We start from the raw sequence: 12455 nt of genomic DNA, 5'->3' as shown, positions 1-12455 counted from the left end.
TCGTGTTTTCGCCGCAGGCCGGTGGGGGGTGCTCGCGCCCCGCGGCGGAGCCGCAAATGGAAACAGCCCCGCGCCCCTGAGGAATGCGCGCTTCGCGCGCAACAGGCTTGCTGTGGCTGGGCTTGTTGTTCTTGTGCTCTTCCTTCTGTTCTGTTTCGTCGGGCCGTTGGTGTACTCCACCGATCAGACCCATACGGATCTCTCCCAGGTCAATCTCGCGCCCAGCGGGGCCCATTGGCTCGGTACCGATGCCGTAGGACACGATCAGCTCGGGCGGCTCATGTACGGCGGGAAGATCTCGTTGCTCGTGGGGCTTGCCGCCGGACTGCTGGCGACCGTCATCGGGACGCTCTGGGGAGCCGTCGCGGGGTACGCGGGCGGCTGGGTGGACGCCGTGATGATGCGGGTCGTGGACGCGGGGATCGCGATCCCGGCGCTGTTCATCCTGCTCGTGGTGTCCGCCATCACCGATCCGGGGCCGCTCGGGCTCGTCGTGATCCTCGGGGTGGTGTCGTGGCTGGTGCCCTCGCGGCTGGTGCGGGCGGAGACGCTCACGCTGAAGAGCCGGGACTACGTGCTGACCCTGCGTGCCATCGGCGGGACGCACGGGCGGGCGATCGGCCGGCACATCCTGCCCAACTCGGTGTCCACCATCGTGGTCGCGGCGACGTTCCAGATCGCCGACGCGATCCTGCTCGTGGCGTATGTGTCGTATCTCGGCTTGGGTGTCCAGCCGCCGGCGACGGACTGGGGCGGCATGCTGTCGGCCGGTCTGACGGCGGCGTACTCCGGGCGCTGGTGGCTGATCGTTCCGCCGGGCCTCGCGATCATTCTCGTCGTGTGCGCGTTCAACGCGATCGGCGACGGGCTGCGCGACGCCTTCGATGTGAAGGGGCGTGCGTGAGCATCCTGGAGATCGAGAAGCTGGGCGTGACCTTCACGACGGACAGCGGTGACGTGCCCGCCGTGCGGGACGTGTCGCTGCGGGTCCGGCCCGGGGAGACGCTGGCGCTGGTCGGCGAGTCGGGGTCGGGGAAGTCGACGGTGGCGCTGGCCGCGCTGGGACTGCTGCCGGGCAGCGCCCGGGTCTCCGGGAGCGTCAGGGTCGACGGTGCCGAGGTCGTCGGCACGTCCGAGGCCGGACTGGCCCGGATGCGAGGCCGTACGGCCTCGATGGTGTTCCAGGAGCCCGCGACGGCACTGGACCCGTTGACCCGGGTCGGGGCGCAGATCGCCGAGGTGCTCCGCAACCACCGGACGGTGTCGCGCACCGAGGCGGCCCGGGAGGCGGTGGCGTTGCTGCGCCGGGTGGGTATTCCGGAGCCGGAGCGGCGGGCCTCGGCGTTTCCGTTCCAGTTGTCGGGCGGGCAGCGGCAGCGGGTCGTCATCGCCATGGCGATCGCCAACTCGCCCGGGCTGCTGGTCGCGGACGAGCCGACCACGGCCCTCGATGTCACCGTGCAGGCCGGGATCCTGGACCTGCTGCGGGGTCTCGCCGCCGACTCGGGCACGGGCGTGCTGCTCGTGACCCACAACATGGGCGTGGTCGCGGACTTCGCCGACCGGGTGGCCGTGATGCTGCGGGGCGAGATCGTGGAGACCGGGACGGTGGAGGAGGTGCTGCTGCGGCCTCGGCACGAGTACACCCGGGGGCTGCTGGCGGCGGTGCCGCGTCTGGCGGTGGGCGAGCCGGAGGCAGCGCCGCCACCGGCGGCGCGTCCCCCGCGAGACGCGGTGGTCGAACTCCGGGACGTCTCCGTGCGGTTCGGGCGGGGGCCGCGTGCCGTGCGGGCCCTGGAGGACGTGTCCCTCACCGTCCGTCCCGGTGAGACGGTCGGCCTGGTCGGCGAGTCGGGATCCGGCAAGTCGACGGCGGCGCGGGTCGCGCTGGGGCTGGTCCGGCCGTCCTCCGGCACGGTGTCGCTGTTCGGCGGCGATCTGCGCCGGGTGCGGGGGCGCCGTCGGCGTTCGCTGCTGGCCGGGGTGGGTGTGGTGCTCCAGGATCCCGTGGCGTCGCTGGACGCGCGGATGAGTGTCGCGGAGTGCGTGGCCGAGCCGCTGCGGGTGCACCGGCGTGGGATGCCGGCGGCCGAGCGGCGGGCGCGGGTCACCGAGGTGCTCGAACTGGTGCGGCTGCCGACGGAGTTGGCGGTCCGCGGGCCGCGTGAGCTGTCCGGCGGTCAGCGGCAGCGGGTGAGTCTGGCCCGGGCGCTGGTGCTGCAGCCGCGGCTGCTGGTCGCGGACGAGCCGACCAGTGCGCTCGATGTGAGTGTGCAGCGGACGGTGCTGGAGGTGATCGCCGAGTCACAGCGCGAGCTGGGGTTCGCCTGTCTGTTCGTGTCGCACGATCTGGCCGTGGTGCAGGAGTTCGCCCGGCGCGTGGTGGTGATGCGGGCCGGGCAGGTGGTGGAGCAGGGGCCCACGCTGTCCACCCTCTCGCGCCCGGAGACGGAGTACACACGGCGGCTCATCGCCGCCGTGCCGGTGCCGGATCCGGTGCTGCAACGGCGGCGCCGGGCGGCGGCCCTCGGGACGGGGGCCACGGCGTGACCGGCGCTGTCGAGGTCGTCGCCGGTGTCGACATCGGCGGCACGACCACCCAGGTGGTGCTGTGTACGGCGGATCTCCGGGTCGCGGACCGCGTGGCCGTGCCCACACCGGCGGCCGAGGACGGCAGGGCGATGACGGACGCGGCGCTGGACGCCGTACGGCTGCTCCTCGGCCGTACGCCGGCGCGGCTGCTCGGCGTGGGGGTCGGCGCGGCGGGCGTGGTGGACGCCCGGGCCGGGCGGATCCTCGTCGCCAGCGACTCCTTCCGCGACTGGGCCGGTTTCCCGGTGACGGCGGCGGTCCGGGAGGGGCTGGGCGTTCCCGCGTACCTGGAGAACGACGTCAACGCGTTTCTGCGCGGCGAGGTCGTCGGGGGCGCCGCCGCGGGTGAGCCGCATGTCCTCGGCATGACGCTCGGCACCGGGGTCGGCGGTGCGCTGTGGCTGGACGGCCGGCTGCACGACGGCCCGAACGGAGCGGCGGGCGAGATCGGCCACGTCCCCGGCTTCGGCGACCTGCCCTGCACCTGCGGGGGCCGCGGCCACCTGGAGACCTTGGCGTCGGGGCGTGCGATCGCGGCGAGGTACGCCGAACGAGTGGCGGGATCGGAGGCCGAGGGCGTCGGTCAGGCCGGGCCACCCCACCGGCCCGAGGAACCCGGCCGGGGGCAGCTTCCCGGCCGGGGCCGGGTGGCCAGCCAAGGCCGGGAAAGCAGCCAGGGCCGGGAAACCAGCCAGGGCCGGGAAACCAGCCGGGGCCGGGGAGCCGGCCGGGCCGTGGGTCTTCGCCAGGCCGAAGCAGGCGGGCGGGTTGGGGAAGTCCGGCCAGGTCTCTCCGGCCTGGCTGTCGCCGGGCTGGCCGCACAAGGGGACCAGGACGCCCTGGCCGTCTACCAGGCTGCCGGGGCCGCCGTCGCGCGGGCGATTCTCGTCACGGCCGGGCTGCTGGATGTGACCGTGTGCGTCGTCGGCGGGGGCGTCAGCCGGGCCTGGTCGCTGTTGGAGCCGCCCCTGCTCGCAGCCCTAGCCGCCGAACCGCCGGTCAGCGGGCACCCGGTGCGCGTACGGCTCGCGCTGCTGGGCGACGACGCCGTGGCGATCGGCGCTGCGGCCCGGGCGCGGGCCGAACTCGGCATGGTCAGCCGGGTGTGACCGTCAACGACAAGGGTGACCGGGTCAGGCGTGATCGGAGTGCCGGTCACGCCCGACCGTCGGCAGGGCAGGTCAGGTCAGCTCAGGCCCGCCGACTTCAGCCACGCCTTGGCCACGTCCAGCGGGTCCTTCTTCTCGAGCTGGACCTGCGCGTCCAGTTCGAGCAGCGCGGCCGTGTCGAGCTTGGCCGAGACCGCGTCGAGTGCCGCGGCGCCCTCCTTGGACAGCTCGCCCTTGCGGACCAGCGGCTGCACGTTCTGGAAGCCGAAGAGGTTCTCCGGGTCCTTCAGGACGATGAACTTGTCCCGGGCGATGGTCGGGTCGGTGGTGAAGAGGTCCGCGGCCTGCACGGTGTTCTTCTTCAGCGCCGTCTGGGTCAGCGGACCGCCCGCGTCGAGGGACTTGAAGGACTTGAACTCAAGGCCGTACACCGACTTGAGGCCCACCAGCCCCTGGTGCCGGGTCTGGAACTCCGGTGAGCCGCCGAAGTCCAGGTCCTTGGCGACGTCCTTGAGGTCCGCGATGGACGAGTCCGCGGTCAGCTTGTACTTCTTCGCGGTCTCCGCGTTGACCGTCACGGAGTCCTTGTTCTGCGCCGCCGACGGCTTCAGCAGCTCCAGCTTGGAGTCGAGCTTGCCGTCGATGGCCGTCGTGGTCTCCTCGACCGTCTTCGGCTTGGCCTTGGCGTCGAGGTAGGCCAGCAGGGAGCCGTTGTACTCCGGCAGCACGGTGACGCTGCCGTTCTTCATCAGACCGTACGTGGTCTCCCGGCTGCCTATGTTGGGCTTGTAGGTGACCTTGATGCCCTTGGCCTTGAGGGCCTCGCCGTAGATGTCGGCGAGCAGGATGCTCTCGGCGAAGTTGTTGGAGCCGACGACGACGGCGCCGCCCTCCGCCCCGCCGCCCTTGAGCGGGTCGTCGGAGGTGCCGCCGGAGGAACAGCCCCCGAGAAGAGCTGCCGCCGCGGCCAGCGCGACCGCTGCCGCGCCGGGGTGCCTCGTGATGGACCGGGTGCTGCTCTTCCGTGTAGTAATCACCCACTGATCCAAGCCAGCGGATATTCGGTCAGTCAAGAGCAGCTTGGTCACCAATTGGCGTCATCTCCTGCGCACACCCGGGGATACCGCGACCCGGGCCGCCGCCCAGAACAGCGCGAGCGTGACCAGTGCGAGAACGGCCACGAGCGTCGCACCGCCCACCACCTTCTCGTAGTTGCGCTGGTAAAGGCCGTCGACGATGTACCGGCCGAGGCCGCCCAGGCTGACGTACGCGGCGATGGTGGCCGTCGACACGATCTGGATGGCCGCCGAGCGCAGGCCGCTGAGGATCAGCGGCAGGGCGACCGGCAGTTCCACCTGGAAGAGGATCCGGGACTCGTGCATGCCCATGCCCCGGGCGGCGTCCACCGGCGAGGGGTCGACGGAACGCATCGCCTCGTAGGTGGTGACCAGGATCGGCGGAACGGCGAGGATGACCAGCGGGATCATCACGGGCAGCATCCCGAACCCCAGCAGGGTGGTCATCAGCACCAGCAGACCGAAGCTGGGCAGGGCCCGCCCGGCGGTGGCGACCAGGGACAGGGCGTTGCCGCCGCGCCCGTAGTGCCCGGTGACCAGGCCGATCGGCAGTCCGATCGCGGCGGCGAGGAGCAGCGCCTCCAGGGTGTACTGGACATGCTCCCCGAGCCGGGCCGGGATGCCGTCGTAGCCCTGCCAGTGGGCGCTGTCGCTGAAGAACGCGTTGACGAAGTTGAGTACGTTCACCGGGCGGCTTCCTCAAGGGCGGGCGCCGGCTTGCGACGGGCCCTCCCGCTCGGCATCCAGGGCGTCAGCAGCACCCGGACGAGGACCAGAAGGGCGTCGACGAGGATCGCCAGGAGCGCCGTGGTGATCACGGAGTTCCAGGTGAGCTCGGGCCGGTTGTAGATCTGCGCGTCGTGGAGCAGGTTGCCGAGCGCGCCCTGGTTGCCGATCAGCATGCCGACGCTGACGAGGGAGATGCTCGACACGGTCGCCACCCTGAGGCCGGCGATGATCGCCGGTACCGCGATCGGCAATTGCACCTGGAAGTACCGCCGTACGGGCCCGAAGCCCATGGCGGTCGCGGCGGCCAGGGTCTCCGGGGGCACTGAGCGCACTCCGTCGACGATCGCCGGGACGAGCACCACCAGGCTGTACACGGCCAGCGGGATCATCACGGTGAGTTCGGTCTGCCCGGTGTAGTCGATGAGCACGACGAAGAACGCCAGGGACGGGATGGCGTACAGCACGGTCGTCAGGCCGAGGACGGGCGGGTACAGCCAGCGGAAGCGCACACAGAGCTGGGCGATCGGCAGGGCGAGGAGCAGTCCGGCCGCGACCGGAAGCAGGGCTTCCCTCAGGTGCAGCCCGATCAGCCCGAACCAGCTGTGCTGGAGGTCGCTCGGGATGTCGAAGAAGTCGTGGAGGTAGCCGCTCATCCGGCGACCTTCTCGTCGTCGCGCTCGTCGTCGCGCCGTGCCTCGTGGGCGCTGCGGATGGCCTCGCCGATGGTCTGCTGGGCGACCACTCCGGTCACGTGTCCGCCGGCGTCCACGGCGACGGCCCAGCCGGTCGGGGAGAGTACGGCACAGTCGAGGGCGGCCCGCAGCGAGTCGGTGCCGGGCACGAACGGCCGCCCGTGGGAGAGGAGCCGGTCCGGCCTGATGTCACCGGCCGTCAGATCCTGCGGCGCGCCCCAGCCGAGCGGCCTGCCGTCCGCGTCGGTCACCAGCAGCCAGGCGGCGTCGGGGGCGGCGATCTGCTCGGCGGTGGCGTCGACCCGGATCACCGGGTCGGTGGTCAGCGTGAGCCGCGCGGACGGGAAGAACGACAGGCCCCGGATGCCGCGGTCGGCGCCGAGGAAGTCCTCGACGAAGGCGTCGGCGGGGTTGGAGAGCAGCTCGGCGGGCGGTGCGTACTGGGCGAGATGGCCGCCCTCCCGCAGCACGGCGACCATCGTGCCGAGCTTGATCGCCTCGTCGATGTCATGGGTGACGAAGACGATGGTCTTGCCCAACTCGTCCTGGATGCGCAGCAGTTCGTCCTGGAGGACCTTGCGCACCACGGGGTCGACCGCCGAGAACGGCTCGTCCATGAGCAGTACCGGCGGGTCGGCGGCGAGCGCCCGGGCCACGCCGACGCGCTGCTGCTGGCCGCCGGACAGCTGGTAGGGGTACCGCTTGGCGAGCGCGGCGTCGAGGCCCACGCGCTCCATCAGTTCGGCCGCCCGGGCCCGGGCCTTCTGCTTGCCCCAGCCGAGCATGCGCGGCACGGTCGCGATGTTGTCGACGATCGTGCGGTGCTGGAAGAGGCCGGCGTTCTGGATGACGTAGCCCATGGAACGGCGCAGGGTGGTGACGGGCTGCCGCTGGATGTCCTCGCCGTCGAGGAGGATCGTTCCCTCGCTCGGTTCGACCATCCTGTTGATCATCCGCAGGGTGGTCGTCTTGCCACAGCCCGACGGTCCGACGAGGACGGTGATCGAGCGGTCGGGTATCTCCATGGAGAGCCGGTCGACCGCCACCGTGCCGTCCGGGTACCGCTTGGTGACTGATTCGATCCGTATCAAGGCGCCGGGGCCCTTCGGGTTGGCGGAGACTTTTGGCCATGGTCGTACGGGTTGTTGCCGGACGAGTCTAGACGGCAGCGGTTTCCGGCCCCGGGGCGGCCGCCGGGCCGTCCCCGTTCAGCGGCAGGCGGACGGTGAAGACCGTCGCCCCCGGCTCGCTGTCCAGCTCGATGCGGCCGCCATGAGCCCGGACCAGGGACTGGGCGACCGCGAGGCCGAGGCCGCTGCCGCCGCGGTCGCGGCTGCGGGCCTTGTCGACGCGGTAGAAGCGGTCGAAGACCCGGGCCCGGTCGTCGGGCGGGATGCCCGGACCGGTGTCGGCGACCCGCACCTCGGCCGAGCCGGGCGCGACGCACACCTCCACGGACACCTTCGTCCCGGCGGGGGTGTGCACAGCGGCGTTGGTGAGGAGGTTGTCGACGACCTGCCGGATGCGCAGCGGGTCCATCCGCAGCCGCACCGGGCGCGGCCCCGCGAGCACGGTCAGCCCGTGGTCGGGGCGGCCCGCGCGGAAGGCGTCCGCGGCCTGGCACACCAACTCGACCAGGTCGGCGTCCTCGAGGCGCAGCGGCTCCTCCACCTCCGCCGCGTCCAGCCGGGCGAGCAGCAGCAGGTCGTCCAGGAGGACACCCATCCGCGCGGCCTCGGCGCGCAGCCGGGCCAGGTGCCGGTCGCGTTCCTCGGGGGCGTTGGCGGCGGCGTACTGGAAGAGGTCGGCGTAGCCGCGTACCGACATCAGCGGGGTGCGCAGCTCGTGCGAGGCGTCCGCGACGAACCGGCGCAGCCGCTGCTCGGCCTCCGCGCGCACGGCGAGGGAGTGGTCGATGTGCTCCAGCATCGTGTTGAAGGCGGTGCGCAGTTCGTCCACCTCGGGTCCGCCGTCCCGGCCGTCGGCGCGCAGCGGCAGCCGGGCCGCCGACTCGGTCAGGTCGTGCGAGGCGATGCCGTGGGCGGTGGACGCCATGTCGCTGAGCGGTTTCAGTCCGCGGCGCAGCGTCCTGCGGCCGAAGACGACCAGCGCGAGCAGCGCGGCCCCGAAGGTGACGACCTGGATGGTGATCAGCTGCCCGACCGTGTCCTCGATGTCCTCCATGGGCGCGGCGCTGACGAGGACGACCCCGGGCTCGACCTGGCAGGCGCGCAGCCGGTAGGAGCCGGCGCCCTTGAGGTGCTCGGTGCGCAGGAGTTCCGTGTGCGCGGTGGTCTGCGCCCGGGCCAGGGAGGTGAAGTCGTCGACGTCCTTCGGCAGGTCGGCGGGGTCCTCGGGCCTGCGGAGCTCGGGCGTGCCGTCCGAGACGTCGTACACGGCGTAGAACCAGCTGTAGTACTTCTTGCCCGAGAGCGTGCCGTAGTCCGCGATGCTCTTGGACTGGGCGATCTGGGCCTGTGCGAGCTGGGTGTCGAGCTGGGCCGAGAGGTAGTCCCGCATGTAGGTGGTCAGGGCCGTGCCGACGACGGCGAACACGACCAGCGCCAGGGCGCCGAGGCCCAGCGCCAGCCGGGTGCCCAGGCGCATCCTGCGGTAGGTCCGCCGGAGTCTGGCGATCACTCGGAGGCCTGCCGCAGGACGTACCCGAATCCCCGCACGGTGTGGATCAGGGGCGCGCCGCCGTCGTCCGTCTCGTCGAGCTTGCGGCGCAGCCGGCTGACGACCAGCTCGACGACGTTGGAGCGGCCGCCGAAGCCGTACTCCCACACGTGGTCGAGGATCTGCGCCTTGGTGAGCACGGTGGGCGACTTGCGCATCAGGTAGCGCAGCACCTCGTACTCGGTCGGGGTGAGCGACAGCAGCCGCTCGCCGCGCCGCACATCGCGGGTGTCCTCGTCCATGGTCAGGTCGCCGACCTGGAGCACGGACCGCTGGAAGGCGGGTCCGGCGCTGCGCCGCAGCACGGTCCGCAGCCGGGCCATCAGCTCCTCCACGGCGAACGGCTTGACCAGGTAGTCGTCGCCGCCCCGCGTCAGGCCCGCGACCCGGTCGGCGACGCCGTCGCGCGCGGTGAGGAACACCACCGGCACCATCGTCCCGGAGGCGCGCAGCCGGTCCAGGACACCGAAGCCGTCCACGCCGGGCAGCATCAGGTCGAGCACCACGATGTCCGGGTGGAACTCGGCGGCCCGCTTCAGCGCGTCCTCGCCGGTGTACGCCGTGACCGCGTCCCAGCCCTCGTAGCGGGCGACGGTCGCGACGAGGTCGGCGATGGGCGGGTCGTCGTCGACGACGAGGAAGCGTACTTTTTCCACCCGCTCATAGTGCTTCACCTGTCCCGCGCCTCCATAGCCGTCCGCCCTTTCGCGGTGCGATCGATAAACACTTGAAAGTTGAGCGACAGTATTTCGACAGCTCCTCCGCGACAAGCTCGGTGTCCCAGGATCCGATCAAGGAGCTGCCGACCGTGACGACCCTCCAAGAACCTCCCGCGGCGACCCGCGCGGGCGTGCGCCCCAGAGTGGTGGGGCGCACCGGCCTGTACGCGGTGCTGCTCGCCAACGCGGTCGTGGTGGCCGTGTTCTTCGTCCAGGCCGGTTTCGCCTCGAACACGCTCATCGTGCTGGGCCGGCTGACCGGGCTCTACGGTTCGCTGCTCATGGCGTTCCAGCTGCTGCTGGTGGCCCGGCTGCCCTGGTTCGACCGGCGGATCGGCATGGACCGGCTGACGTCCTGGCACCGCTGGACCGGCTTCTCGGTGCTGTGGCTGCTGCTCGCGCACGCGGTGTTCATCGTCTTCGGCTACGCCCAGTCCTCTTCGCTGGACCCGGTGAACCAGCTGGTGGACCTCGCCGAGACCGTCGAGGGCGTGCTGCGCGCGATCACGGCCCTGGCGATCATCATCGTGGTCGGCGTCGTCTCGGCCCGCTCCGCCCGGCGCCGGCTGGCCTACGAGACCTGGCACTTCATCCATCTGTACACCTACGTCGCGGTGGTGCTGGCGTTCACGCACCAGGTCGCGGCGGGTACGACGTTCACCTCGTCGTCGGCGGCGAAGACGTACTGGTACGCCGTGTGGGGCCTGGCCCTCGCCGCGGTGTTCACGGGCCGTCTGGTACTGCCCCTGTGGCGCAATTTCCGTCACCAGCTGCGTGTGACAGCCGTCGTCCCCGAGAACGACCACGTCGTCTCGATCTACATCACGGGCCGGGACCTCGACCGGCTGCCCGCCCGGGCCGGACAGTTCTTCCTGTGGCGGTTCCTGACGAAGGACCGCTGGTGGCAGGCCAACCCGTTCTCGCTGTCCGCCGCCCCGGACGGCCGTACGCTCCGGCTGACCGCCAAGCGCGCGGGCGACGGGAGCGCGGCCCTGCGGCACCTGAAGGTGGGCACGCGCGTGTTCGCCGAGGGCCCCTACGGCGCCTTCACCACCCTGCACCGCACCCGCCCGGACGCCCTGCTCATCGCGGGCGGCGTCGGTGTCACGCCGATCCGGGCCCTGCTGGAGGAACTGCACGGCCACGCGGTCGTGATCTACCGGGTGGCCACGGACCAGGACGCCGTCCTCTACGACGAACTGCGCGACCTCGCGCACGCCAAGGGCGCCGAACTGCACCTGGTCACCGGCCCGCCCGTGCCCGACCGGCTGGCGCCGCGGGAGCTGGCACGCCTGGTTCCGGACATCGCGGGTCGGGACGTCTACCTGTGCGGCCCGCCGCCGATGATGAACGCGGTGCTCGGCAGCCTGCGCGAGCTGGGTGTGCCCAGGCCGCAGGTTCACTTCGAACGCTTCAGCCTGGCCGGATGACGAGGAGATTGTCGTGAAACGAGCCATACCCGTCCTCGTCCTGAGCATCGCGGGCCTGATCCCGGTCTGGCGCTACGCGCCCTCGCAGGACACCGGATCGTCGTCGTCCGTCACGGAGGCCGCGGCGCCGGCGTCCACGCCCTCGGCCTCGTCGTCGGGCGGAACCACCTCCACCGTCGTGTCGGGGTCCACGATCGACACCGAGAAGGGCCCGGTGCAGGTCGAGGTCACCTTCGCCGGCGACAAGATCGCCTCGGTGCGCATGCTCCAGCAGCCGAACCATCCGCAGACGACGGCCGCCGTGCCCAAGCTGATCGAGGAGACGCTCCAGGCGCAGAGCGCCGACATCGACACGGTGTCCGGCGCCACGGTCACCAGCGACGGCTACAAGGAGTCGCTCCAGGCCGCCATCGACGCGAAGGGCTGAGGGGATGCGGCGCGTCGAGCAGGTGATGGGGTTCCCGGTGTCGGTCCGGATCGACGACAAGGGCTTCCCCGAGGCGGCGGTGGACGGCCTCTTCGCCTGGCTGCACGAGGTCGACGCGCGGTTCAGCCCGTTCCGGCCGGGCAGCGAGGTGTCGCGGCTGGACCGCGGGGAGGTGTCCGAGCCCAGTGCGGCGCTCCGGGAGATCCTGGATCTGTGCGAGGAGTACCGGGTCGCGACCGGGGGCGCGTTCGACGTACGCCTGCCGGGGCGCGGCCTCGATCCCTGCGCGGTGGTGAAGGGCTGGTCGGTGCAGAAGGGTGCGGAGCTGCTGGCGGCGGCCGGGGCGCGGAGGTTCTGCCTCAACGCGGGCGGTGACGTGGTCGCGGCCGGCGGCCCCTGGCGCGTGGGCGTACGGCATCCCGAGCACGCCGACCAGTTGTGCACGGTCCTGGACCTCACGGACCGGGCCGTGGCGACGTCCGCTCGCTACGAGCGCGGTGACCACATCGTCGACGGGCGTACCGGCCGCCCGGCGACCGGGCTGCTCAGCCTCACGGTCGTGGCCCCCACCCTCACCGAGGCCGACACCGTCGCGACGGCGGCGTTCGCGCTGGGCGCCGAGGGCGTCGAATGGGCCGCGGCCCGGGAGGGCTGCGAGGTGTTCGCGGTGGACGCCGGGCGCCGGGTCCTGCGGTCGCCGGGCTTCCCCGCCACCGGGACAGCCGTGCTGCCGGGCGGCTAGGACCTGTCATGTCGCGACAGGCTGTGCGCAGCCCCTGGGCTGTCTCGCTCCGGGTGCGGTGTGGTGTCAGGCGTGGGCCGCTGCCGGACGGCCGCTCGCGGCGAACGTCTTCCAGAGCTGCATGAACAGCCGTACCAGGGCGGCCTCGATCAGGGCGACCGCGACCTGGGTCAGGATCGTGCTGAAGATGTGCGGCATGGCGAGCCGCCTTTCGTGAACGGTGCGTCGTGCTGGGTACCACTCCTTTCTGCGGTCCCATG

General features: G+C 71.7%; 13 protein-coding genes. 6 read left to right on the top strand and 7 right to left on the bottom strand.

Annotated elements, in window-relative coordinates:
* Nucleotides 1-28: 28 nt before the first annotated feature.
* From ACFT32_RS31690 to ACFT32_RS31680, 3 genes are read left to right on the top strand one after another with little or no spacing between them, the layout of a single operon-like run.
* Entirely contained in the window at nt 29-904 is an 876-nt protein-coding gene (locus tag ACFT32_RS31690; RefSeq protein ID WP_382496143.1) for an ABC transporter permease, read from the top strand.
* Nucleotides 901-2550, top strand: a complete 1650-nt coding sequence (locus tag ACFT32_RS31685; RefSeq protein ID WP_382496141.1) for a dipeptide ABC transporter ATP-binding protein — start codon at nt 901-903, stop codon at nt 2548-2550. Before ACFT32_RS31690 ends, ACFT32_RS31685 begins: the two co-directional genes overlap by 4 nt.
* Nucleotides 2547-3701, top strand: a complete 1155-nt coding sequence (locus tag ACFT32_RS31680; RefSeq protein WP_382496139.1) for an ROK family protein — start codon at nt 2547-2549, stop codon at nt 3699-3701. The genes ACFT32_RS31685 and ACFT32_RS31680 overlap by 4 nt, the downstream gene beginning before the upstream one ends.
* 77 nt (nt 3702-3778) lie before the next feature.
* On the opposite strand, the gene ACFT32_RS31675 is transcribed toward ACFT32_RS31680, so the two are convergent.
* From ACFT32_RS31675 to ACFT32_RS31650, 6 genes are all read right to left on the bottom strand, one after another.
* The gene (locus tag ACFT32_RS31675; protein ID WP_382496680.1) at nt 3779-4735 is read right to left on the bottom strand and encodes an ABC transporter substrate-binding protein; all 957 of its coding nucleotides are present in this window, start codon (nt 4733-4735) and stop codon (nt 3779-3781) included.
* 63 nt (nt 4736-4798) lie between these two features.
* A complete protein-coding gene (locus tag ACFT32_RS31670) occupies nt 4799-5464 on the bottom strand; it encodes an ABC transporter permease (RefSeq protein WP_382496137.1) in 666 nt (221 codons plus the stop codon).
* Entirely contained in the window at nt 5461-6159 is a 699-nt protein-coding gene (locus ACFT32_RS31665) for an ABC transporter permease (protein WP_382496135.1), read from the bottom strand. The genes ACFT32_RS31670 and ACFT32_RS31665 overlap by 4 nt, the downstream gene beginning before the upstream one ends.
* Nucleotides 6156-7289, bottom strand: coding sequence for an ABC transporter ATP-binding protein (locus ACFT32_RS31660; RefSeq protein ID WP_382496133.1), 1134 nt, complete (start codon nt 7287-7289; stop codon nt 6156-6158). The genes ACFT32_RS31665 and ACFT32_RS31660 overlap by 4 nt, the downstream gene beginning before the upstream one ends.
* Nucleotides 7290-7356: 67 nt before the next feature.
* Nucleotides 7357-8838 carry a sensor histidine kinase gene (locus tag ACFT32_RS31655; RefSeq protein WP_382496131.1) on the bottom strand — a complete coding sequence of 494 codons (1482 nt, stop codon included), beginning with the start codon at nt 8836-8838 and terminating at the stop codon, nt 7357-7359.
* Complete coding sequence (locus ACFT32_RS31650; protein ID WP_382496678.1) at nt 8835-9533, bottom strand: response regulator transcription factor; 699 nt, start codon at nt 9531-9533, stop codon at nt 8835-8837. The genes ACFT32_RS31655 and ACFT32_RS31650 overlap by 4 nt, the downstream gene beginning before the upstream one ends.
* 152 nt (nt 9534-9685) lie before the next feature.
* Between ACFT32_RS31650 and ACFT32_RS31645 the strand changes: the two genes are divergently transcribed.
* Genes ACFT32_RS31645 through ACFT32_RS31635 form a run of 3 tightly spaced genes read left to right on the top strand, consistent with a single transcriptional unit; the run spans nt 9686 to nt 12195 of the window.
* Entirely contained in the window at nt 9686-11026 is a 1341-nt protein-coding gene (locus ACFT32_RS31645; RefSeq protein WP_382496129.1) for a ferric reductase-like transmembrane domain-containing protein, read from the top strand.
* 13 nt (nt 11027-11039) lie between these two features.
* Complete coding sequence (locus tag ACFT32_RS31640; RefSeq protein ID WP_382496127.1) at nt 11040-11453, top strand: FMN-binding protein; 414 nt, start codon at nt 11040-11042, stop codon at nt 11451-11453.
* A 4-nt stretch (nt 11454-11457) separates the two neighbouring features.
* Nucleotides 11458-12195, top strand: coding sequence for an FAD:protein FMN transferase (locus ACFT32_RS31635; protein WP_382496125.1), 738 nt, complete (start codon nt 11458-11460; stop codon nt 12193-12195).
* Nucleotides 12196-12261: 66 nt separating this feature from the next.
* Here the strand turns inward: ACFT32_RS31635 and ACFT32_RS31630 are convergent, their stop codons facing one another.
* Complete coding sequence (locus ACFT32_RS31630; protein ID WP_382496123.1) at nt 12262-12393, bottom strand: hypothetical protein; 132 nt, start codon at nt 12391-12393, stop codon at nt 12262-12264.
* Between the last annotated feature and the right edge of the window lie 62 nt (nt 12394-12455).

Origin of the sequence: Streptomyces sp. NPDC057002, assembly GCF_042673825.1 — a bacterium.
In the GTDB taxonomy this organism is placed as follows: Bacteria; Actinomycetota; Actinomycetes; order Streptomycetales; family Streptomycetaceae; genus Streptomyces.
Note: the sequence above shows the minus strand (reverse complement) of the source record. Positions and strands in the feature narration are given on the sequence as shown.